We start from the raw sequence: 24,248 nt of genomic DNA, 5'->3' as shown, positions 1-24,248 counted from the left end.
TCTTTGTAACAGGCAAAAGAGTAAATATGGAAAACACAATATGTTTTCATTGTGGTAACGAATGCGATACTAAAACCATCTCTGTAAAGGAGAAGTTTTTTTGTTGCAATGGATGTAAAACGGTTTTTGAAATTTTTTCAGAAAACGATTTAACATGTTATTATGATTTTCAAAACAATCCAGGAGCTATTCCTGAAGAAATTAAGGGGAAATACGATTTTCTTGACAACATAGCTATTGTTGATAAACTGTTAGAGTTTAATGACGGTAACATACATGTTGTAAATTTATATATTCCACATATACATTGTAGTTCGTGTATTTGGGTATTAGAAAATTTACATAAACTACAAAGAAATGTTAGTGCTTCGCAAGTTGATTTTCCTAAAAAGACAGTACGGATTACGTACAATTCGGATGTTATTTCATTAAAAGAAATTGTAGTACTATTAAGTACAATCGGTTACGAACCTTATATTAGTCTAGAGGATTACGAAGTAGGAAAAAAGAAAGTAGACAGAAGCTTGATTTATAAATTAGGCATCGCTGGATTTTCTTTCGGAAATGTAATGTTTTTATCGTTTCCAGAATATTTTGAAGTATCCGGTTTTTGGTTAGAGCATTATAAAGGAATCTTCCGTTGGTTAATGTTTATATTCTCATTGCCTGTAGTTTTTTATGCTGCGCAGGATTATTTTATTTCAGCTTATAAAGGATTGCGTTCTAAAATTTTAAATATTGATGTTCCGATTGCCTTAGGTGTCGCTGTTTTATTTATCAGAAGTTCGGCAGAAATTATTTTTGATTTAGGAACAGGTTTCTTTGATTCTTTAACAGGATTGGTTTTCTTTTTACTGTTAGGTAAGTTTTTTCAGCAAAAAACTTACAATTTCCTGTCTTTCGAACGTGATTATAAATCGTATTTTCCGATTGCTGTAACAAGAATTTCATCCGAAGGAAAAGAAGAAAATGTACAAATATATGATGTTGAAAAAGGAAATCGACTGCTAATTAGAAATCAAGAATTAATTCCAGTAGACGGAATTTTAATAAAAGGTGCTGCTAAAATTGATTATAGTTTTGTTACAGGAGAAGCAATTCCAGTATCAAAAAAATCAGGTGATAAATTATTTGCGGGGGGAAAGCAATTATCCGGAATTATAGAAATAGAAGTTTTAACATCGGTTTCACAAAGTTATTTAACTCAATTATGGAGTAATGATGTGTTTAAAAAAGATAAAAATTCGTCTTTTAAAACATTAACAGATCGTATTAGTCAGCATTTTACAATTACAATATTATTAATCGCTTTTATTGCTACTGCATTTTGGTTGTATGTTGATGCAAGTAAAGCCTTAAATGTATTTACAGCGGTATTAATTATTGCGTGTCCGTGTGCTATTGCGTTAGCTGCGCCGTTTACTTTAGGAAACATGTTACGTATTTTAGGAAAGAAAAAATTTTATTTAAAAAATGCCACGGTTGTTGAACAATTAGCAGCAATTGATACGGTAATTTTTGATAAAACAGGAACGTTAACAACGAGTAAAGAAAATCAAATTAATTATAAAGGTTGTGAGTTGTCATCCGAAGAAAAAGCAATATTAAAAAGCACGTTGCGAGCGTCAAACCATCCGTTAAGCAGAATGTTATATGGCTCTTTAAATGAAGAAATGGTTTTAGTTGACGATTTTAAAGAACACACAGGAAAAGGTATTGAAGCTATACATGAGCAAACAAAAATAAAAGTAGGGTCATCATTTTTTGTTAAAAATGCAAGCGAACAAGTTAATTTAGATACTTCGGTACATGTAAGTATTAACGATAAATACAAAGGAAAGTATGTATTTAAAAATGCTTACCGAAACGGAGTAGAAAACTTGTTTTCTGAATTAAATTCCAACTATAATTTAGCGGTTGTTTCTGGTGATAATGAAGGAGAAAAGAAATATTTAGAAACGTTGTTACCAAAAAACACTTCGTTTTTATTCAATCAAAAGCCAGAAGATAAATTGCATTATGTAGAAAAATTACAAAATAAAGGAGCAAATGTAATTATGATTGGTGATGGTTTAAATGATGCAGGAGCATTGGCGCAGAGTAATGTTGGTATTTCATTATCAGAAAATATCAATGTGTTTTCACCAGCTTGCGATGCTATTTTAGACGCTTCTAAATTCAATCAAATAGCGAGTTATATTAAAGCTTCAAAAAAAGCAATCAAAATAATTAAATATAGTTTTATACTGTCTTTATGTTATAATTTAATTGGGCTATATTTTGCAACAACAGGTCAGTTAAAACCAGTAATAGCGGCAATTTTAATGCCTTTAAGTTCTATTAGTATTGTTGTGTTTACCACAGTTGCAACAAATTTATTAGGAAGGAAAATAAAATAAAAATTATGAAGTCCATATTGGGCATTTAAATAAAAGAACATATGAAGATAGCCTCATTTTTAGAAGATATTAAGTTTAATGAGAATAAACCAGCAGTATCATTATTGTTAGATACCGATTTTTCGAAAGAAATACGAGTGGTATTTAATAAAGGCCAGGTGATGGAAGACCATCAAGCTCCGTTTGCAATTATTGTTCAGGTACTAAAAGGATGTATCGATTTTGGAGTAGATAACGAAGTAAAACAATTAAATGTGGGTGATTTAATTTCATTAAAACCACAAATAGTTCACAATCTTACGGCTGTAGAAGAAAGTATTGTGCGATTAACATTATCGAAATCAGACACTTTAAAGAGAGTAAAAAACGTATAAGTATGAAACTTAATAAATATATAGACCATACGTTATTAAAAGCTACTGCAACTAAAAACGAAATTGTAAAGCTGTGTGCCGAAGCCAAAGAGCATAATTTTTATGCGGTTTGTGTAAACGGATGTTATGTTGAACTGGTAAAAAAAGAATTGCATAATTCGGAAGTAAAAATTGCGGCTGTAATCGGCTTTCCGCTAGGGGCAATGACGACTGAAACCAAAGTTTTTGAAGCTAAGCAATGTGTTAATAACGGAGCATCAGAAATAGATATGGTTATTAATATAGGTAAATTACTAGATGGCGAAATTGTGTATGTAGAAAATGAGATTAGATTGATAAAAGAAGCGATTGGTGAAAATGTTTTAAAAGTGATTTTTGAGAATTGTTATTTATCAAAAGAACAAATTAAAGAGGTTTCACAATTAGCGGTTAATGCTGGTGCCGATTTTATAAAAACAGCTACTGGGTTTGGTACAAGCGGAGCAACTTTCGAAGATGTTCAATTAATGAAAGCTGTTGTGAATGATAAAGTGCAAATAAAGGCTGCTGGCGGAATAAAAGATAAAGAAACCGCTGAGAAGTATATTAATATAGGCGTAACTCGTTTAGGAACATCATCGGGAGTGTCTTTAGTTACAAAAGGAATTTCAACCAATAATAGTTATTAATAATTCATCAACTTTAACTTGTTTTAGGTTTAAATCATACATTTTTTGAATAATGATATTCCAAAATAAATTCGGAATGGAGGATAAAAATATAATCAGATGAGTGTACATATAGGTGCAAAAAAAGGAGAAATTGCAGAGACAGTTTTATTACCAGGAGACCCGTTAAGAGCAAAATGGATTGCAGAAACATTTTTCGAAAAACCTGTTTGTTATAATGATGTTCGCGGTATGTTAGGTTTTACAGGTAACTATAAAGGAAAGCGAGTTTCGGTACAAGGAACAGGAATGGGAATTCCCTCTACCTTAATCTATACACACGAATTGATAAATGAGTATGGGGTTAAAAATTTAATACGTGTTGGCTCCGCAGGCTCGTATCAAAAAGAAGTGAAGATTCGCGACATTGTTATTGCAATGTCGGCATCTACAAATTCAGGATTAAATACCATCCGTTTTAACGGAGCAGATTATGCACCAACAGTAAGTTTTGAATTATTTCAAAAGGCATTAGAAATCGCAAAGCAGAAAAATATTCCGTTAAAAGCAGGAAACATTTTAAGTTCTGATGAATTTTATGCTGATGAATTTGAAAGCTATAAAAAGTGGGCAGCATACGGGGTATTATGTGTAGAAATGGAAACAAATGGGTTGTATACCGTTGCAGCGAAACATAAAGTAAATGCACTTTCTATTTTAACAATTTCTGATAGTTTGGTTACAGGAGAAAGAACTACTGCAGATGAAAGAGAACATACATTTAAAGAAATGATTGAAATCGCTTTAGAGTTGGCATAGTAACCAGTTTAAGTGATTTTATTGAAGAATGAAATAAAATTATATAGAGGATATGAATTCACTAATACAAAAATATAATATTCCAGGATCAAGATACACCAGTTATCCAACGGTTCCGTATTGGGATAACGATACTTTTTCTAAAGAGAAATGGATTGAAACATTCAAAAAATCTTTTATAGAAAGTAATTCATCAGAAGGAATTAGCGTATACATACATTTACCGTTTTGCGAAAGTTTATGCACATTTTGTGCCTGTCATAAACACATTACAAAACGTCATGAAGTGGAAGAAGATTATATAGACACTGTTTTAAAAGAATGGAATTTATATACTGATTTAGTAGATGAAACACCTATTATAAAAGAAATTCATTTAGGAGGTGGAACACCTACTTTTTTTTCAAAAGAACAGTTAAAAAAACTTATCGACGGGTTATTTGTAAACGCAAAAAAACACGAAAATCATGAGTTTAGTTTCGAAGGGCATCCAAATAATACTACAAAAGAACAATTGCAAACTTTGTTTGATGTTGGCTTTACTCGTGTAAGTTATGGTGTACAAGATTATAATGAAAAAGTACAAGTAGCAATTCATAGAGTGCAGCCTTTTGAAAATGTTGAAAGAGCAACACGTTGGGCAAGAGAAATAGGGTATACATCTATTAGTCACGATTTAATTTTCGGCTTACCATTTCAAACCAAAGAGAATGTAATTCATACCATTAATAAAACAAAAGAATTACAACCCGATAGAATTTCTTTTTATAGTTATGCGCATGTACCTTGGGTAAAAGGTGTTGGACAAAGAGGGTTTAACGAACAAGATTTACCAAAAAATGAAGAGAAGCGTGAATTGTACGAAATAGGAAAAGAGCTATTTGCTGAAATGGGTTACGTAGAAATTGGAATGGATCATTTTGCTTTAAAAACAGATTCTTTATATAAAGCAACTCAAGAAAAAACATTGCACCGTAATTTTATGGGTTACACAGCCAATAAAACACAATTAATGATTGGCTTAGGAATGTCGGCAATATCAGATTCTTGGTACGGATTTGCACAGAATGTAAAAACAGTAAAAGAATATCAAAAAATAGTTAATGAAGGAGAAATTCCTGTTTTTAGAGGACATATTTTATCCGAAGAAGATTTAGTTATCCGTAAACATATTTTAAATATTATGTGTCATTTTTCCACTTCGTGGGATGCTGAGCATTTACAGATGGATGCAATTGAAAATCATTTAGAAAAATTAAAAGAAATGGAAGAAGATGGATTAGTTTCTATTGAAGGAAATAGCTTGTCAGTTCCAGAAAAAGCAAGGCCTTATGTGCGGAATATTTGCATGGCATTTGATAAGCGGTTACATAGAAACAAACCAGAAACAAAACTGTTTTCTATGACGATTTAAGTATAAATAAAATGATTAACTTTAAGTTTTTCTTAACAAAACCATAAAACATGACATTTGTCATGTTTTAATAAGGTCATCAAAACTAAATTTGTAAAACAATTATCAGGCAAGATATGAGCGTTATTTACTTACTACTTACACTAAGCATCTTAGTGGCAATTATTTTTTTTATTGCATTTATTGTTTCTGTAAAAAATGGACAGTACGATGATTCGTACACGCCATCTGTTCGTATGCTTTTTGATGACGAATTAGTAAAAGAAGAAACAAAAATCAATAACTAACAATAGATATCAAATTCAATTAAATTATGGAAATGCAACAATTTTATTACGATAATAAGATCGTAAAAAAATTCATTTACGCCACACTACTATGGGGAATTGTAGGTTTCTCAGTAGGTTTATTATTGGCACTAATGTTTTTATTCCCAAATATTACAGACGGAATTTCGTGGTTAAGTTTTGGTCGTTTACGTCCGTTACACACCAATGCGGTAATTTTTGCATTTGTAGGAAATGCGATTTACGCAGGAGTTTATTATTCGTTACAACGATTGCTAAAAGCACGTATGGCGAGTGATTTTTTAAGTAATTTTAATTTCTGGGGATGGCAATTAATTATTGTTGCAGCTGCCATAACGCTTCCTTTAGGTTATACAAGTTCTAAAGAATATGCAGAGTTAGAGTGGCCTATAGATATTGCAATCGCATTAGTTTGGGTTGCTTTTGGAGCAAACATGATTTGGACAATCTTACAAAGAAGACAACGCCATTTATATGTAGCCATTTGGTTTTATTTAGGAACCTTTGTAACCGTTGCAGTATTACATATCTTTAATAGTTTAGCGTTACCTGTTAGTTTCTTAAAAAGTTATTCAGTGTACGCAGGTGTGCAAGATGCCTTGGTGCAATGGTGGTACGGGCATAACGCGGTGGCATTTTTCTTAACAACACCGTTTTTAGGGTTGATGTATTACTTCGTACCGAAAGCAGCAAACAGGCCGGTATATTCATATCGATTATCAATCGTACACTTTTGGTCTTTAATATTTATTTATATCTGGGCAGGACCTCACCATTTATTATATACCGCTTTACCAACTTGGGCACAAAATTTAGGGGTTGCATTTTCAATTATGCTACTAGCACCTTCTTGGGGTGGAATGATAAACGGATTGTTAACACTTCGTGGAGCTTGGGATAAAGTACGTACCGACCCTGTTTTAAAATTCTTCGTAGTGGCAATTACCGGTTATGGTATGGCAACTTTTGAAGGCCAATGCTATCTTTAAAAAATGTAAATGCAATTGCACACTTTAGTGATTGGATTATTGCACACGTGCATGTAGGTGCTTTAGCATGGAACGGTTTCTTTACCTTCGGAATGATTTACTGGATGGTACCGAAATTATTTAAAACAAAATTATACTCTACAGCCTTAGCAAACTTCCATTTTTGGATTGGTACTTTAGGAATCATTATGTATACATTACCAATGTATGTGGCAGGTTTTGTACAAGCTTCTATGTGGAAACAATTTAATCCAGATGGTACATTAGCCTATGGTAACTTTTTAGAAACAGTAGCTGAAATTATACCAATGTATTGGATGCGTGCTATTGGAGGTAGTTTATTTATTGTTGGAGCATTTGTAATGTTATACAATATGATAAGAACTGTAAAAGCAGGTAGCGATGTTACTGATGATTTAGCAGAAGCAGCACCTTTAACAAAAGTTTCTAAAAACAGAACAAAAGGTGAAGGATGGCATACTTGGTTAGAAAGAAAGCCAATTAAATTAACAATATACGCAACAGTTGCAATTTTAATAGGAGGTGTTGTTCAGATTGTACCAACATTATTAGTAAAATCAAACATACCAACAATATCTAGTGTAAAACCATATTCACCTTTAGAATTAGAAGGACGTGATATTTATATTCGTGAAGGATGTGTTGGGTGTCACTCTCAAATGGTACGCCCTTTTAGAAGTGAAGTAGAGCGATATGGAGAATACTCTAAAGCGGGTGAATTTGTATACGATCATCCATTTTTATGGGGAAGTAAACGTACAGGACCAGATTTACATAGAATCGGAAGTAAATATTCTGACAGTTGGCACTTAAACCATATGTATGATCCGCAAAGTACATCACCAGGTTCTATTATGCCAGCGTATCAATGGTTGGTAAGAAATAAATTGGATAAGAGTAACACAGAAGGAAAGATGAAAGCAATGGTTTCTCTTGGTGTTCCTTATTCAGATGAAGAAATAGCAAATGCGCAAGCCAATATGGATGCACAAGGAGCTAAAATTCAAGAAAACTTACACCAAGATCCTGATTTTGCTAAAAACTATGCTTCAGATAAAAAGTATGCAGCTGATAATGGGCAAGATTTCATAGAAATGAAAGACAGAGAGATTGTCGCTTTAATTTCTTACCTACAAAGATTAGGTACAGATATAAAAGTAAAAGACGTTCAAAAACAATTGAGTAGACAATAGTCTAATAAGTTAGTAATGTTCTTAACTATAATTAAGAACATTACTATAATATTAAAAACTCACTCAGTGAGTAAAAATTAGAAATTATGTTAAAATTCGTAAAAAATCATATGGAGAGCATTACAGGTATAGAAATATACCCGATGATCTCATTAACAATATTCTTTACCTTTTTTATGGTGTTGTTTTGGTGGGTATTTACAGCCAAAAAGGAGTATATAAGTAAGGTAAGTGAATTACCTTTAAATGATTAAAGTAAATTATTATGAAAAAATATATTCAATCAATAGTATCTTTTCTTTTTGTTTTTTCAATGCCATTTGTTTTAGCAGAGGCATTTAAGGCATATAAAGAACCTTTTAATTTTTTAGAAAATTCGGTAGTTTGGTATATCACAATCGGTTTTGGTTTGGTGGTACTTTTAAAAGAAGTTTTATCGAATACAGTTGTAAATAAAGCGAATGAGTTAATGCCTAAAAACTACACAAGAGTTCAATCTGCTATTTCATTCTTGTTTACGTTTTTAACCCCATTTGCATTAGCAAAAGCAATCAGTTTATATGCAAATCCTTATAATTTTTTAGAAAACCCAATAGTTTGGTTAGGTCTTATCGCTTTTGGCTTAGTTATTTTAGCGAAGGAAATACTTACAATTACAGGAGTAACAAAGATTGAGGAAGTTGCTATGGTTAAGGCAGGAATAAATCCTGACGAGATTGATCATTTGGCTTGAGCCAGAACGTTAATAAAAAAATGGACAGATAGCAAAGCAATAGAAGAAGAACAAGAAATTATCTTAGATCATAATTATGACGGAATTAAAGAGCTAGATAATAATTTACCGCCATGGTGGGTATATATGTTTTACGGAACAATAATCTTTGCAGTAGTATATTTAGTACGATTTGAGGTGTTAGATGGTTATACGCAAGAGATGGAATATGCCGAATCTGTAGCAGTTGCTAAAAGAGAATTAGCAGCCTATAAATCAACTTCAAAAGTAGCAATTATCGATGCTGAAACAGTAACAGTTTTAACATCAGAAAGTGATTTAAAAAGAGGTAAAGCAGTATATAATTTAAACTGTGCTGCTTGTCATATTGGAGATGGTGGTGGAGGAATCGGACCTAATTTAACCGATAAATATTGGCTTTTAGGTGGCGGTATAAAAAACGTGTTTACAACCATTACAAACGGTGGTAGAGATGGAAAAGGAATGGTTGCTTGGGGTAAAACGTTAAAACCTAATGATATTCAAAAAGTAGCAAGTTATATTATGGCAATGCAAGGTACAACACCAGCAAACCCAAAAGCGCCCCAAGGAGAGTTACATAAAGACGATTCGGAACCAGTAAAAGAAGTTGCCGAATAAAGGATAGATAGTGTAGCGTAAAGAATTTAAAAAAACGATTTGGTTTTAATAGTTAAAAATGGAAACACCCAAGAACGAACAATTTAGAGATAGTATTGGTACCATCAATAATGAAGGTAAGCGTGCTTGGGTATATCCTAAAAAACCAAGCGGAAGATTTTATAAATATAGATCGTACGTTAGTTATTTTTTATTGCTGATTTTATTAGCAGCGCCATTTATTAAAATTAATGGAAATCAGTTTTTATTATTTAATGTAATAAAACGAAAGTTTAATATTTTCGGATTTCCTTTTTGGCCACAAGATTTTCATTTATTAGTAGTTTCAATGATTGTAGGTGTGGTATTTATTATTCTATTTACCGTTGTTTTCGGTCGGATTTTCTGCGGATGGATTTGTCCGCAAACCATATTTTTAGAAATGGTTTTCAGAAAAATTGAATACTGGATTGATGGTGATAGAGGAAAACAAATCCGTTTAGAAAAACAACCATGGAATGCCGAAAAAATAAAGAAGAGATTATTAAAATGGTTTCTCTTTTTTATCATATCATTTTTAATAGCTAATGTGTTTTTAGCGTATTTAATTGGTGGCGATACGGTAATTGAGTACATAACTGGCAACCCGTTAGATAACACAAGTACTTTAATTTCTTTGTTGATTTTTACAGGAGTTTTCTATTTTGTTTTTGCTTGGTTTAGAGAACAAGTATGTATTATAGCTTGCCCTTATGGTAGGTTACAAGGTGTATTGTTAGATAATAAAACGATTAACGTTGCCTATGATCACGTACGTGGAGAAGGAGAAAAAGGAAGAGCTAAATTCAATAAAAAAGAAGATAGAGCAACAAGTGGTAAAGGAGATTGTATTGATTGTTTTCAATGCGTAAATGTATGTCCTACTGGAATTGATATTCGTAATGGAACACAATTAGAGTGTGTAAATTGTACTGCCTGTATTGATGAATGTGATCATATGATGGAAAACGTTGGTTTACCAAAAGGATTAATTCGTTTTGCAAGTGAAGAAAATATTGAAAAGAAAACACCTTTTCAATTTACGGCCAGAATGAAAGGGTATACTGCTGTTTTAGGAATTTTAATAGCTGTTTTAATAGGAATGTTGTTTTTAAGAAATGATGTTGAAGCAACAATATTACGATTACCAGGGCAATTATATCAACATAAAGAAAACGATGTTATCAGTAACATTTATACTTATAAAGTCATTAATAAAACAACAAAACAAATTAACGAAGTAAGTTATAAGTTATTATCTCATAGAGGAAAAATAGAAACAGTAACACATCAAAGTTTTGAAGTTCCGAAACAAGGATTAGCAGAAGGAACTTTGTTTATAGAAATGCATCAATCAGAAATGAAAGGAGAAAAAGTAACTCTAAGAATAGGTGTTTATAGTGGAGATGAATTAATAGAAACTACTAAAACCAATTTTTTAGGATCAAGAAGTTATAGATAATAATTTTGTTTGGTTGAGGGCAATTGAGCGCTTAATAAAAGAGCTTTAAACTGTGTTCGACTAGGCATAAAAAACAAAAAAGATGAAACTAAACTGGGGCACAAGTATAGTAATCGTAATTATAGCATTTATGAGTTTTATTATGTACTTCGTTATATCGATGAGTACTGGTGAAAATTATAATCACGATTTGGTAACTGAAAAGTATTATCAAAAGGAATTAGAGTTCCAAGAAAATATAGACGCAACAAAAAACGCAAAAAATTTAAAAGAAAATATTATAGTAAAAAGAGTACCAGAAGGATTAAAAATATATTTTCCAACAGAATTTAATCCTACTGATATTAAAGGAAAAGTGTTCCTATACAGACCATCTAATAAGCAATTAGATTTTGAAACCCTTATTTCAATTTCTAATACATATTTGCTCGTGCCTGAGAAACGTTTGTTAGGTGGTCGTTGGAACATTACAGTTTCTTGGAACTACAAAAATACAGCATATTTATATCAAGAAGAATTAAATTATTAATGTTTCTTTCGGCACTCATATTTGGTTTAATAGGTAGCTTTCACTGCATAGGCATGTGCGATCCAATTGCTTTTATGTTACCTGTTGATAGAACCAATAAGGTAAAACAGTTTTTCCAAATACTTAGTTATCATTTAGGGCGTTTATTTACCTATAGTTTAATAGGATTGCTGTTTGGGCTTTTAGGAAAAGGATTTTATTTCTTCGGATTTCAGCAACAGCTCTCAATTATAGTTGGTGTTTTGATGATTTTAGTTATCCTTTTACCAAAGACTTTTCAGAAATATAATTTTTCAAAGCAGCTGAATAAATTTGTAATGAAAGTTAAAGCTGCTTTAGGAAAAGAATTAAAAAAGAGAGGAAACGATACTTTTTTTACGATCGGATTTTTAAACGGATTTCTTCCTTGCGGATTGGTGTATATGGCCGTTTTTGGAGCCTTAACAACAACCAATGCTTTGTCGGGAAGTTTATATATGTTTATTTTCGGATTAGGAACAATTCCGTTAATGACGATCATAGTTTATGTAGGTAATTTTGCGAACGGATTGCTACGAAAAAGAATTCAACAAGCAATTCCGTATGTAGTCGTTTTTATAGGTGTTTTATTCATCTTACGAGGTTTAGGTTTAGGTATACCTTATGTTTCTCCGTTACCAGTTAAAGATATAGTTACTTCGGTAGAGGGTTGTCATTGAGTTATATACATGATATAAGTCATCCTTTTTATGATATAAATTTAGTAACTTTATAAAAGTAGTTAAACCCAAATAAATCATATTATGAAAAAAATAATTGTCCCTGTAGATTTTTCAATTCATTCAGAAAACGCATTAGAAACAGCCGCTTTCTTAGCTAAGAAAAACAATGCAGAAGTTGTAGTAGTTCATATGCTAGAACTTTCGAACGCATTAGTTAATCAATCAGATGCATTTTCTAATCAAGAAACGTTTTTTTACTTAAAGTTAGCAGAAAAAAAATTCAAAGAGTTTTTGCAAAAAGAATATTTATCAGACATAAAAGTAACACCAATAATTAAACACTTTAAAATTTTTAGTGAATTAGATCAATTAGCGAGAGAAGAAAATGTAGATTTAATTGTAATGGGATCTAAAGGAGCTGATGGATTAAAAGAAATGTTTATAGGTTCTAATACCGAAAAAGTAATTCGTCATGCACATGTACCAGTATTAGTAGTTAAAGAAAAAGCGATTGCAAAAAGAATAGAAAAGATTGTTTTTGCATGCGATTTTTCTGATGATGATGTTACTCCTTATTTAGAAGCAAAAACTTTTTTCAAAAAAACTGGTGGTACTATACAATTGGTATATGTTAGTACACCATCTACAAAATTTAAAAGTAGTAGAGAAATAGAAGAAAAAATGAAGCAGTTTTTTGAAAAGGCAAATGAAGATGCGAGTGCTATAGAAAAGGTTGAAATTGTTTTTGATTACACAGTTGAGAACGGCGTATTATATTTTGCTAATAAAAGTGATGCTGATGTTATCGCGGTAGCTACACATGGTAGAAAAGGGGTGTCTCATTTCTTTGAAGGAAGTATCTCAGAAGATATTGCAAATCATAGTAAGTTACCTATCATCTCATTTAAGATTTAATAGATGAAATTTTTAAAAACAAAAACTCGATACTATTAGTATCGAGTTTTTTTAGTTTATAAAAAGAAGTTTTTATTATTTAGCGCTTTCTTCAGTTTTTATGCGGTTAACAAATTTTTGCAAACGTTTTCCGTAATTTGAGTTTTTAACCTTATCAGATAAACTATTGTTAATGGTATCTAATAACATAATATTAGCATCGTATAATTCAGACAAAGCAATATAAGGAGCTGCTTCATTATCCGCATTTGCGATGGCAAAGTTGGTAGAAAATAAAAAACGACGACGCATCATTCTCTTATAATCAACTGCTACTTGTTTTATTAATTCTTCGTCTTTAGCTTGACGAGCTTCCATATCTCTTTTAATAAACTCTAAACGTTGATCTTGGAATTTTCGATTAATATCGCGAAATTTATCCATAACTTCTTGATTTTTAGATCCTGTTATCACTGGTCTAAAACCAAACTCTTCTAATTTATCATTAATAGTAATTTCTCCTTTTTCACCAAAAAACATTAAGCTTTTTTCGTTTGTATTTCCATCAAAAGTTAGGTAATACATTTCTGGAGATTCAACATCATCTGTTAAAATGAATTTATCATCACCTAATAATGTCATAGAATCAACAGATACAAGTACTGTATCATTCATCTTTTGAAGGTATAAAACACCTTTTTTTAATCCTTTAATCTGACCTTTAACAATCATATTTCCTTCTTTTTTAGAAGAACAAGCGAAAGCTAATATTGAAAACGCACAAATAGCGATAAGTTTTTTCATGTGATTATAAATTTTGAATTGCAAATATGCAGATTTCTCTTATAAAGTAGCGGATAATTCCATTAAAATTGTACATAATATTGCACCGACAGTTCCAATTGCATATCCGAAGACAGCTAATAAAACACCAACGGTTGCTAATGATGGATGAAATGCCTGAGCAACGATAGGAGCAGAGGCTGCGCCACCAACATTGGCTTGGCTACCAACTGCCAAAAAGAAATACGGAGCTTTAATTAATTTAGCAACTAAAATTAACAAACCGGCATGAATACTCATCCAAACTAAACCGATAACAATTAATCCTAAATTATCAAAAATCATGGCTAAATCCATTTTCATACCAATGGTTGCTACTAAAATGTAAATAAAGACACTACCAATTTTACTAGCGCCAGCACCTTCGTATTTTTTTGCTTTTGTAAACGATAAAGCTATTGCAATAATGGTTGAAATACTAATTAACCAGAAGAAACCAGCACCTAAAAAGGTAAAGATGTTTTTCCATGTTTCAGATTTAATACCAGCAACTAAATCATTAAAAAAGGTACTTAAATAAGAAGATGCAAAATGGCCAAAACCAACGGTTCCGAAAGCTATAGCCAACATAATCATTATATCAGTTAAAGAAGGATTTCTTTTTACGCTTTGTGTAAATTTAGATACTTTTTCTTTTAATTCCTCAATAGCTGAGGTGTCAGCTTTTAACCATTTATTAATTTTATCTTTTCTACCAATACCTATTAATAAAATAGCCATCCAAATATTAGCAACTACAATATCAACAAATACCATTCCTCCATATTTTTGAGGATTATACTGGTAAATTTCTAACATAGCTGTTTGGTTTGCGCCACCACCAATCCAACTACCGGCTAATGTTGAAAGTCCACGCCAAACTGCGTCAAAATCTGCACCACCAACTGTTTCTGGAGAAAATATTGAGATTAATAAAATAGCCAAAGGTCCACCGATTACAATTCCTACAGTTCCTGTAAAAAACATAATTAATGCCTTAGAACCTAAGTTAAAAACAGCTTTTAAATCGATACTCAACGTCATTAAAACTAAGGCAGCAGGCAATAAAAATCGACTAGCAACATAATATAATTGAGATTTTCCTTTTACAACTTCACCGGTTACGGTTACAGTTTCCCATTCGGGAGAAATCACGCCAAAAGTGGTGAAAATAGCAGGTATAAAATAAGCCATAAAAAGACCAGGTACTATTTTATAAAATTTATGCCAAAATCCATCGGTTTTAGATTCTGTATAAAATACAAATCCTAAAGAAATCATTAAGATTCCAAATACAATAGCATCGTTTGTAAAAGTTGGTGCGCTCATTTTTTAATTAGTTTTTTGCTAAAATAGCTTTTTATTTCTTTTTACGATGATCTGTATTAATCGCAACACCTAAAAGAATTCTATTAAAATTACCGCCACCATTTACGTTTATTCTCTGGTAGCCAGCTTTAAATGTTGTTTTTTTAGATAAATGATATTTAAAACCTGCACCCAACCAATTTTGATTGTAAGCTTCGTCATCAAAATCAAAAAATACTTCATTATATAAATAAGTACTCCACTTTTCGTTTAAAGGATGACTTAACCCGATTTGGTAGCGTATAAAATGTGAGGTTATTGAGTTATAAAAACGTTGTTCAGCTCTAAATCTATGCGCTAAACCAAGTTTGTTTATTTTATGCTTTAAATTAAAGTCTTCATAAATACGGTGTTCATTTACTTCACCTCCGTCAACGTTAAAAGAACCATCGGTGTTTAAATACGAATACCCTAAAGTAGCACTCATGTTTTTATTGATTTTGTAGTTTCCTCCTAAACGACCAATAAATTGTTGCATATCATCTCCAATTTCAAAAAAACGAAAATGAGCCATCGTTTTTAAACTAAACTTATCAGAAATTTGATGAGAACCGTTATACATATACCAAGCTCCTAATTCATTTTGAGGAGTGTTCTGAGCGGTGTTTTTTAATGAGAATAAAATAATAAAGATAAAAATTGCTTTTTTCATAATGTATGTAATATTAAAATCTCCTACGCTAAAGGGTAGGAGATTTTTAAATTTAATTAAGTTTCAAAAATAATTAATTTATAGAAAAAGTACTAGTTTTTTTGAAAGGAGAAATTTCAATTTTTTCAACAGTCGATTTATACTTTTTCCAATCTTCAGAAAAGAAAATATTTGTTTTTTCTATTCCTTTAGTGTAAGATGTTTTAAACTGATTTATTAATTGTTTTTCAGTTGCTGTTTGTTTCCCAAATCTACTGCCAACATACCAACGAGCTGTACTAAAACGATTGTTTATTGTAACTTCAGGATTGCGAGTAATTCCTTGTCTTTTATCAATTGTACCTAAATACATTGCGATTAAAGTATCAATTTTTTTGATAATTTCTTTTGATGCTTTTATTTCTACCTTGTACTTCTTTTTATCTTCTTTGGTAAATTTAGATTTTAAAGAAGTTGCTGTGTTTTTACTTTCAACCAATTGTTTTACAACAGTAGCAATTTTCTCTTGATAGGTTTCCAACTCTTTGCTAGCATTGTATTTCTGATTGATAGCTTCATCTGATATTTGTAATCTAGGATCAAATTCAACGTTAATATTTTGTTCAGAAACAGCATCCCCAAAAGTCATTTTTAATTTATAAGTCCCTGGTTTTACAGTAACACCACCTGGTTCTCTACGTTGTTTTCTGATACTTCTAGAAGCTCTAGCGACACCTTTTTCTCTTAAATACCAAGTAGTTTTGTGTAATCCGTTTTCTTTAGGAGTTTTAAATTTTAGGGTTCTTATTTTTCGAGTTCCGTCAAAAATTTCTAATTTAATAGAATCGTGTTTGATTTTATTCTCGACTGCGCTCGAACGAACATCTTTTTTATCCTGTTTCTTGCTTTTTGATTCTTGTTTCTTTTGAATTGGTTTATTGATGTAGTATGAAATTAAAGCACCACGCCTTCTGTTTTCACCTTGATACATTGCATCGGCACCAAACCTACTTCCTGTTGGTTGTTGGCTAGCTGCCTGATAAGCAGTTGGTGGTGCAAACAAGGTTAATTTTTGATTGGTAACATTATTTTTTGCCATAGCACGTAGTGGGCGAATATCATCTAAAACCCAAGCAGCTCTACCAAAAGTACCAATTACCAAGTCGTTTTCACGAGGATGAATTACTAAATCTTTAACAGGAACAGTTGGGAAACCATTTGTCCATTTTGTCCATTTTTCTCCTGCGGTTAAAGAAATATACAATCCATCATCAGTACCTAAAAATAATAAGTTTGCATTTTCTGGATCTTCAATAATTGATAAAGCATAGCTTTCAACATCATTTTTACCAACAATACGTTGCCAAGTTTTTCCGTAATCTTTAGTTCTGTATGCATACGGCTCGTAGTTAAAACGTCTGTAATCGTTGGCAACTAAAAGCGCTTCACCTTTATTTTTGTTTGAAGCTTTAATTTGTGTAACCCAAGAGTTTTTAGGTAAGTCTTTAATGTTGTTAGCAACATTTGTCCAAATTGCGCCACCATTTTTTGTGATGTGAACTTGTCCGTCATCAGTAGCAGCCCATAAAACATCTTTTTGTAAAAGAGAAGGCTCAATAACTAAAACGGTACAGTGATTTTCAGCACCAGTAGCATCCATAGTTAAACCACCACTTTCGGCTTGTTTTAATTTTTCTGGATTATTGGTTGATAAATCAGGCGAAATCACCTCCCAAGTTAATCCTTTATCTACCGATTTATGCACAAACTGACTTCCGAAGTAAAGCGTCGAATTATCAAAAGGATCAATATTAATAGCTGAATTCCAGTTGAAACGTAATTTTACATTCGGGTCTTTATGTGTTGGTTTTACGTTGTAATTATTACCTGTTTTATAATCGTAACGAGAAACTGATCCTTGCTGACTCATTGTCCATCCATAACGAGCATCATCTTTATCAGGAACTACATCAAATCCGTCTCCAAAACTAATTTCTTGCCAGTAACTATTTCTAATTCCTTGTGCTTTCCAAACATAAGCAGGTCCGCGCCAAGAACCGTTGTCTTGCATTCCTCCATAAACATTATACGGAAACTCATTATCAACATTAATATGATAAAATTGCGCTACAGGAAGATTTCCGATAAATCGCCAAGATTTACCACCATCTTTGGTAATATTTAATCCACCATCGTTTCCATCAATCATAAATTTTCCATTCTTCGGATGAATCCACCATGCGTGATGATCTGGATGCACTCCATTATCAACACCATAAGCAGGCATTAATTGTTTAAAAGATTTTCCGCCATCTTGCGAAACGTTGATGTAGGTAAAAACAGTATATAATCTATTTTCATTTTGAGGATCTACATAAATTTCAGAATAATAAAAAGGACGATTTCCAATACCTGGTTTGTCGTTTATTTTTTTCCATTTAAATCCGCCATCTTCACTTTTATAAAGTGCATTCTTTTTGGCTTCTACCAAAGCATAAATTACATCAGGATTGTTAGGGGCAATGGCAACACCAATTCTACCTAGTTCTCCTTTCGGAAAACCTTCTTTATCGGTAATTTTTTTCCAATTTTCTCCACCATCGTGTGTAATGTACATTCCGCTTCCTTTCCCACCTGATTTAAAAAACCAAGGATCGCGCTTGTGTTCCCACATGGCAGCGATTAATTTATTAGGATTTGACGGATCCATAATTAAATCAGCCGCACCTGTTTTTATATTGTTGAATAAAATTTGTTTCCAAGTTTTTCCACCATCAGTAGTTTTGTAAACACCACGTTCTTTATGCTCACCCCAAGGCGAACCAATAGCACCAACATACACAATATCAGGATTTGTTGGGTGAATTATTACACGGTGAATATGACGTGTTTTTTCTAATCCCATGGCTTTCCATGTTTTACCGGCATCTAACGATTTGTAAATCCCGAATCCGCCATTTAAACTGTTTCTAGGATTTCCTTCACCAGTTCCTGCCCAAATTACACTTGGGTTTGATTGTTGAATAGCAACAGCACCAATAGATGCGGTTAATTCTTTTTCGAAAATAGGTTTCCATTTTATACCTCCAGAAGTAGATTTCCAAATTCCACCTGATGCTGTACCAACATACATTATTTCGGGATTAGATTCTACAACATCTATAGAAGTTACGCGTCCGCTCATTCCACCTGGATCGATGTTTCTAGGTTTCATTTTTTTAACTAAATCCATCGAAAATTCTTGTGAAAATAGGAGTGGCGTTATCAGTAAAAATACGATTGAAAATATTCTTTTCATTATAGTTAGTTTGATTTGCAGAACAAGTTACAAAATAGAAAACCACTCAATAATTATTGAGTGGCTTTTAACGTTTTATTAAGAAATTATTTTTCCTTTTTGTTGAAGAAAAAGCTTTTTGATACGTTTTTATTGATGCTATAATAATTCACTTTGCGTCAACCTGAACTTGTTTCAGGTTCTCATCACAATTTACGATTTATTATTAAGGTGTGATTTTGAAATAAATTCAGAATGACGTTCCGTTATTTAGCTATAAACAAAATTGAATGTTAATTTTAGTCTTCCTTTTTTTTAGGCTCGCGTTTTGCATCTTTAAGTGTTTGCATCAACATCCATTCGATTTGTCCGTTTGTAGAACGAAACTCGTCAGCAGCCCATTTTTCAATAGCTTTAATCATGTCCTCATTTATGCGAAGTGCAAATGCTTTCTTTTTTGCCATGGCTATTTTTTTACAAAAGTAACAACGGTTTTAATTAATTTATCTGATAAAGGAAAATCGGCAGAAAAATATGATTTCATATTATTTTCATCTTTATCAATATGTTTTAAAACATGATTCATATTTTCTATAAGTACTAATTCAGATTTTAAACTAGATTTATGTAGTGTTTTTGCATCTTCTATTGATACTTGTAAATCTTTCGTTCCGTTAATAATTAATACAGGAATCTCTAATTTTTTAATTTCTTCGGATGGATTGTATTTCATCCAGCTTTTAAAAAAAGGAGTGTTTTGTGGATTGAATATGGTAACTAAAGTTGGATCAACATTTTTGATTCCACCAGTTTCTTTTAGTTCCTTAAAATGTTCTTGTAGCGTGTTAACAATAAGTGGATTTTTGGCTCTCATTTGTTCAACTATTTTTTGATCAATAGAATTAGAAGAACCTGCTAAAGAAATATATTTATTGCTGTTTTTACTCGCTAGCATTGCTATTAATGAGCCTTGACTGTGACCGATTAAACTAATTTCAGAAAACCTTTTGTTATTTTTAAAATGAGAAATAATTTTTTGAGTATCAGAAATAAAAGAATCAAATAGTACCCCTTTTTTTAAAATTGGCATGTTTTTTTGATTTGCAGTTCTTTTATCGTAACTAAAAAAAGCAATACCTTGTTGGTTAACGCTATCGCGGAATTGTTTTATGTAATTAGCTTTTACATAAGGGCGTTGGTTTCCGTCTCTGTCAACATTACCAGAACCATGAATCCAAATTAATAAAGGAGTTTTCTCTGAAGTAAAAGTTAAAGTCCCAGGTAATTCAATTTCATTGTTTTTTATTAATATTTCTTCTGATTTTATTTGAGCAAAAGAAACAACGCTACTAAAAGTATAAAAGATAATAATTGTGAGTATTCTAATCATGATAATTTGTTTTTATAGGTTTCTAAAACGCGTTTTACTTCATCTTGTTTTTGAGTACCAATTAAGAATTTTTTTCCATTTTTAAATTCGAATAGGATGCCTTTGTTTCCTTTTACTGTATAGGAATTGTTTTTAATTCCCCATCCGCCGTAATCAGCAATTGGTTTAAATTTTAGTACTCTAACAAATTTTATGCTATCCCATTTAATTTTTTTGAATTGAGATTGAATAGGAGAAAAGCGATAGTAAATTCCGGTTTCATCTATTCTTGTTTTTAATTTTAAATAGAAGAAGAAAACTGTAGCTATTAAAAAAATAAAACTAGTAATTAATAAAAAAATATTAGATGTAGGCTTGCTTCCAAAAGGAATGTCTAAAATTAATTGTTGGTAAATACCATAGAAGAAAAATAGGTTTAGACTTAAAAATAAAAGCCAAATCCACCATTGAGTAAAACGTTGTTCTTCTTTAAAAATTTTCATTATTACCTGTTCTTGTTACGTTCAAATATAATGCCTCCAGTACTTTGAAATATGTTATTTACAACCCAACCATCTCTTGCGTATTGATTTAGAAGATCTTCGTATTTCTGGGTTCTATTTCTTAGGCCTAACTTGGGTTGTACTACTTTATATTCTTTCATAATTAATGATTTAAAGTTCCTGTGTTTACTACCGGAGAAGCTTCTTTATCTCCACATAAAATCACTAATAAATTACTTACCATAGCAGCTTTGCGTTCTTCATCCAATTCAACAATTTGTTTCTTATTTAATTCTTCTAAAGCCATTTCAACCATTTCAACAGCTCCTTGTACAATTTTATGGCGCGCAGCAACAATAGCCGTTGCTTGCTGGCGTTTTAACATAGCACTTGCAATTTCTTGTGCGTAAGCTAAATAACCAATTCGAGCTTCTAAAACTTCAATTCCTGCAATAGCTAAACGTTCTTCCAATTCTTTTTCTAAAGCTTCACTTACTTCATTTACACTTGAACGAAGTGTAATATCTTCTTCATGACCTTCGTCAGCAAAATTATCATACGGATACATACTTGCCAATTTTCGCACCGCAGCATCTGTTTGTACACGAACAAAATTCTCGTAATTATCAACATCAAAGGCAGCTTTATATGTTTCGGTAACTCGCCAAACTAAAATGGTAGAAATCATTACTGGATTTCCTAATTTGTCGTTTACTTTTAAACGTTCGCTATCAAAATTACTTGCTCTTAACGAAATTGTTTTCTTTTTGTATAAAGGATTAGCCCAATATAAACCGTTATCTTTTATGGTTCCAACATATTTACCAAAAAGTAAAATTACTTTAGATGTGTTTGGGTTTACTAAAATGAAACCAAACAGTCCAATAAATCCGATAAGCGTAACAGGAAGATAAATAGGGGTTTCATCTATTATACTCATTACAATTCCTCCAAAGAAAAACGTTAGTGTTACTAATAGCATTAAATAACCATTTGCTGGTTTTATTATTTTTTCTGTCTTCATTTTTATTTTAAATTAAAGTGATATCAAAATGATATCGTAAAGATATGTTTAATTTATTGTTAAATCCAAATTTGTGACTAAATATTTTATATTTTAGCAAAAAATTAATAGAAATTTATTTATGAAAACCAAGTTATTATTACTGTGCTGTATTTTTTTTATTAGTGTTTCATCTATTGCCAATAATGAAGATTTATGGGGACAAACAGGTCATAGAGCAACAGGTAAAATTGCTGAAAACAATTTAACTAAATCTGCTAAAAAGAAAATAGCCAAATTATTACAAGGCGAAAGTTTGGCATTTGTATCTACGTATGCAGATGAAATTAAATCTGATAGAAAAAAATATGGTAGATTTTATACGTGGCATTATGTAAATATGCCTTTTGATACTAAATACGAAGCATCAGAGAAAAATCCGAAAGGAGATTTAGTTACAGGTATAAAAGAATGTGTTAAGGTTTTAAAAGATAAAAAAAGTACTGTTGAAGACAAGCGTTTCTATTTAAAAATGTTAGTGCATTTAGTAGGCGATTTACACCAACCAATGCATGTTGGAAGAAAAGAAGATAAAGGAGGTAATGCAATTCAGGTACAATGGCATGGAAAAGGAACAAACTTGCATAGAGTTTGGGATGAAGATATGATTGGTGGCTGGAAAATGAGTTATCTTGAGTTGGCAAACAATGCTAAAAAATTATCAAAAGAACAGGTTAAAGTACTACAAAGAGGAACTGTAATAGATTGGGTACATGATACGCATGAATTAACAAAAAAAGTATACAGCTCAGTAAAATCAGGCGATAAATTACGTTACCGTTATTCGTATGATTATTTTCCTGTTGTTAGAGAGCAGTTACAAAAAGGAGGGGTACGTTTAGCGAAATTATTGAATGATATTTTCTGCTAGGAACTAAATTTATTAAAATAAAAAAAGCTCGAAAGTTAATCTTTCGAGCTTTTTTTATGCTGATTTTTATCGTGTAGAATTATCAGTAAAAATATTCAATAGCTATTATATTGTTTATACCTTTGATGAGTAAATATAAAATAAGATTGATGTTAGATTATGTAATTATTGGAGGTGCTCAAGCAGGACTATCAATGGCTTATCATTTAAAAAAAATGAATAAGAAATTTTTAGTAATTGACGGCGAAAAAGAAATTGGTGCTTCTTGGTTAAATAGATGGGATTCTTTAAAATTGTTTACGCCAACAGAATACAATCATTTGCCAGGGATGAAATTTGATGCTCCTAAAGGACATTATCCTACAAAATTTGAGGTTAGTAATTATTTTAAGTTATATGTAGAAAAATTTGATATTCCTTTACAATTAGATACATTAATTAAATCTGTAAGAAAAAATGAAAACGGATTTTATGTAACTTATAAAAATGGCGAGATAGTAACAAAAAATGTAATTGTTGCCACAGAGCCGTTTCATATTCCGTACACGCCGCCTTGTAATACTAAAATATCAGAAAGTATATTTCAAATGCACAGTAATTACTATAAAAAAGCAAATCAGTTACAAGGCGGAGATGCATTAGTGGTTGGAGCAGGAGATTCTGGTTATCAGATTTTAGATGAAATTTCTAAAGATAAAAACAGAACCGTATATTTTTCAGGAAACACAAACGTAAAATCATTACCGCAACAATTTTTAGGTAAAACACTTTGGTGGTGGTTTACCTTAATCGGGTTTTTAAGTTATAGTAAATATAGTTGGATAGGGAAAAAAATAAACACATCAATACAACCAGTTATTGGTACGGATGTTAAAGAAATTTTATCTAGAAAAAATGTAATCGCTGTTGGAAGAACAAAAGATGCTTTAAATACTGAAATAGAGTTCGAAAAAGATAAAATATCAACGATCAAAAATATTATTTGGGCAACAGGGTATCGTCCGAACTTTAAATGGATTGAAGGATTGGAGTTAGATGAAGATAATTATCCAAAAAATTATAGAGGTGTAAGTAATATAGATGGGTTATATTTTATTGGTTTACCTTGGATGTTTACTCGTGGATCAGCTACCTTGGGTGGAGTACCAAAAGATGCAAATTACCTAGCAGATATTATTCGTAATAAAAACTAATTTTATATTTT

General features: G+C 31.5%; 24 protein-coding genes and 1 pseudogene. 16 read left to right on the top strand and 9 right to left on the bottom strand.

Features of this window, described 5'->3' with window-relative positions; all coding sequences use genetic code 11:
* Positions 1-26 precede the first annotated feature (26 nt).
* From PG912_RS10270 to PG912_RS10205, 14 genes and pseudogenes are all read left to right on the top strand, one after another.
* On the top strand, positions 27-2,399 hold the full coding sequence (locus PG912_RS10270) for a heavy metal translocating P-type ATPase (RefSeq protein ID WP_275687470.1): 2,373 nt from the start codon (positions 27-29) through the stop codon (positions 2,397-2,399).
* Between the two features lie 41 nt (positions 2,400-2,440).
* The gene (locus PG912_RS10265) at positions 2,441-2,773 is read left to right on the top strand and encodes a cupin domain-containing protein (protein ID WP_260586744.1); all 333 of its coding nucleotides are present in this window, start codon (positions 2,441-2,443) and stop codon (positions 2,771-2,773) included.
* 2 nt (positions 2,774-2,775) lie between these two features.
* On the top strand, positions 2,776-3,441 hold the full coding sequence (gene deoC / locus PG912_RS10260) for a deoxyribose-phosphate aldolase (protein ID WP_275687469.1): 666 nt from the start codon (positions 2,776-2,778) through the stop codon (positions 3,439-3,441).
* A 99-nt stretch (positions 3,442-3,540) separates the two neighbouring features.
* Positions 3,541-4,239, top strand: coding sequence for a purine-nucleoside phosphorylase (deoD, locus tag PG912_RS10255; RefSeq protein WP_275687468.1), 699 nt, complete (start codon positions 3,541-3,543; stop codon positions 4,237-4,239).
* A 52-nt stretch (positions 4,240-4,291) separates the two neighbouring features.
* On the top strand, positions 4,292-5,653 hold the full coding sequence (gene hemN / locus PG912_RS10250) for an oxygen-independent coproporphyrinogen III oxidase (RefSeq protein ID WP_275687467.1): 1,362 nt from the start codon (positions 4,292-4,294) through the stop codon (positions 5,651-5,653).
* Between the two features lie 116 nt (positions 5,654-5,769).
* Complete coding sequence (ccoS, locus tag PG912_RS10245) at positions 5,770-5,940, top strand: cbb3-type cytochrome oxidase assembly protein CcoS (RefSeq protein WP_064965835.1); 171 nt, start codon at positions 5,770-5,772, stop codon at positions 5,938-5,940.
* Positions 5,941-5,966: 26 nt separating this feature from the next.
* Positions 5,967-8,164 (top strand): annotated as a pseudogene (gene ccoN / locus PG912_RS10240) (cytochrome-c oxidase, cbb3-type subunit I).
* 86 nt (positions 8,165-8,250) lie between these two features.
* Positions 8,251-8,418 (top strand): CcoQ/FixQ family Cbb3-type cytochrome c oxidase assembly chaperone, encoded by a 168-nt coding sequence (locus PG912_RS10235; RefSeq protein WP_260586739.1) that lies wholly within the window; start codon positions 8,251-8,253, stop codon positions 8,416-8,418.
* A gap of 11 nt (positions 8,419-8,429) precedes the next feature.
* Positions 8,430-8,897, top strand: a complete 468-nt coding sequence (locus PG912_RS10230; RefSeq protein ID WP_275687466.1) for a hypothetical protein — start codon at positions 8,430-8,432, stop codon at positions 8,895-8,897.
* Positions 8,898-8,909: 12 nt separating this feature from the next.
* Positions 8,910-9,536 carry a cbb3-type cytochrome c oxidase N-terminal domain-containing protein gene (locus PG912_RS10225; protein ID WP_333780708.1) on the top strand — a complete coding sequence of 209 codons (627 nt, stop codon included), beginning with the start codon at positions 8,910-8,912 and terminating at the stop codon, positions 9,534-9,536.
* Between the two features lie 58 nt (positions 9,537-9,594).
* Positions 9,595-11,016, top strand: coding sequence for a cytochrome c oxidase accessory protein CcoG (ccoG, locus tag PG912_RS10220; protein ID WP_275687465.1), 1,422 nt, complete (start codon positions 9,595-9,597; stop codon positions 11,014-11,016).
* An 82-nt stretch (positions 11,017-11,098) separates the two neighbouring features.
* Positions 11,099-11,545: a FixH family protein gene (locus PG912_RS10215; RefSeq protein WP_275687464.1), complete on the top strand. Its 447-nt coding sequence runs from the start codon at positions 11,099-11,101 to the stop codon at positions 11,543-11,545.
* A complete protein-coding gene (locus tag PG912_RS10210) occupies positions 11,545-12,243 on the top strand; it encodes a sulfite exporter TauE/SafE family protein (RefSeq protein ID WP_275687463.1) in 699 nt (232 codons plus the stop codon). Before PG912_RS10215 ends, PG912_RS10210 begins: the two co-directional genes overlap by 1 nt.
* Before the next feature lie 84 nt (positions 12,244-12,327).
* Positions 12,328-13,161 carry a universal stress protein gene (locus PG912_RS10205; RefSeq protein ID WP_275687462.1) on the top strand — a complete coding sequence of 278 codons (834 nt, stop codon included), beginning with the start codon at positions 12,328-12,330 and terminating at the stop codon, positions 13,159-13,161.
* 75 nt (positions 13,162-13,236) lie between these two features.
* Here PG912_RS10205 and PG912_RS10200 read toward each other — a convergent pair whose 3' ends face one another.
* The 9 genes from PG912_RS10200 to PG912_RS10160 all read right to left on the bottom strand — a co-directional run bounded on the left by PG912_RS10200 (position 13,237) and on the right by PG912_RS10160 (position 22,134).
* Entirely contained in the window at positions 13,237-13,944 is a 708-nt protein-coding gene (locus PG912_RS10200; RefSeq protein ID WP_275687461.1) for a DUF4369 domain-containing protein, read from the bottom strand.
* A 39-nt stretch (positions 13,945-13,983) separates the two neighbouring features.
* Complete coding sequence (locus PG912_RS10195; protein ID WP_275687460.1) at positions 13,984-15,291, bottom strand: DUF819 family protein; 1,308 nt, start codon at positions 15,289-15,291, stop codon at positions 13,984-13,986.
* 31 nt (positions 15,292-15,322) lie between these two features.
* On the bottom strand, positions 15,323-15,982 hold the full coding sequence (locus tag PG912_RS10190; RefSeq protein ID WP_275687459.1) for a DUF2490 domain-containing protein: 660 nt from the start codon (positions 15,980-15,982) through the stop codon (positions 15,323-15,325).
* Positions 15,983-16,055: 73 nt separating this feature from the next.
* The gene (locus PG912_RS10185) at positions 16,056-19,259 is read right to left on the bottom strand and encodes a WD40/YVTN/BNR-like repeat-containing protein (RefSeq protein ID WP_275687458.1); all 3,204 of its coding nucleotides are present in this window, start codon (positions 19,257-19,259) and stop codon (positions 16,056-16,058) included.
* A 278-nt stretch (positions 19,260-19,537) separates the two neighbouring features.
* A complete protein-coding gene (locus tag PG912_RS10180) occupies positions 19,538-19,702 on the bottom strand; it encodes an Arc family DNA binding domain-containing protein (protein WP_275687457.1) in 165 nt (54 codons plus the stop codon).
* A 2-nt stretch (positions 19,703-19,704) separates the two neighbouring features.
* Complete coding sequence (locus PG912_RS10175) at positions 19,705-20,628, bottom strand: alpha/beta hydrolase family protein (protein WP_275687456.1); 924 nt, start codon at positions 20,626-20,628, stop codon at positions 19,705-19,707.
* Positions 20,625-21,110, bottom strand: a complete 486-nt coding sequence (locus PG912_RS10170) for a DUF6141 family protein (protein WP_275687455.1) — start codon at positions 21,108-21,110, stop codon at positions 20,625-20,627. The genes PG912_RS10175 and PG912_RS10170 overlap by 4 nt, the downstream gene beginning before the upstream one ends.
* A gap of 2 nt (positions 21,111-21,112) precedes the next feature.
* Positions 21,113-21,271: a DUF4177 domain-containing protein gene (locus tag PG912_RS10165; RefSeq protein ID WP_275687454.1), complete on the bottom strand. Its 159-nt coding sequence runs from the start codon at positions 21,269-21,271 to the stop codon at positions 21,113-21,115.
* A gap of 2 nt (positions 21,272-21,273) precedes the next feature.
* Complete coding sequence (locus PG912_RS10160) at positions 21,274-22,134, bottom strand: SPFH domain-containing protein (protein ID WP_275687453.1); 861 nt, start codon at positions 22,132-22,134, stop codon at positions 21,274-21,276.
* Between the two features lie 121 nt (positions 22,135-22,255).
* Between PG912_RS10160 and PG912_RS10155 the strand changes: the two genes are divergently transcribed.
* Positions 22,256-23,044 carry a S1/P1 nuclease gene (locus tag PG912_RS10155; RefSeq protein WP_275687452.1) on the top strand — a complete coding sequence of 263 codons (789 nt, stop codon included), beginning with the start codon at positions 22,256-22,258 and terminating at the stop codon, positions 23,042-23,044.
* A gap of 149 nt (positions 23,045-23,193) precedes the next feature.
* Positions 23,194-24,237 (top strand): flavin-containing monooxygenase, encoded by a 1,044-nt coding sequence (locus tag PG912_RS10150; RefSeq protein ID WP_275689042.1) that lies wholly within the window; start codon positions 23,194-23,196, stop codon positions 24,235-24,237.
* Positions 24,238-24,248: the final 11 nt, after the last annotated feature.

Source organism: Tenacibaculum retecalamus, assembly GCF_027941755.1.
GTDB classification, from domain to species: domain Bacteria; phylum Bacteroidota; class Bacteroidia; order Flavobacteriales; family Flavobacteriaceae; genus Polaribacter; species Polaribacter haliotis_B.
This window is presented reverse-complemented; position numbering and strand designations above follow the sequence as displayed.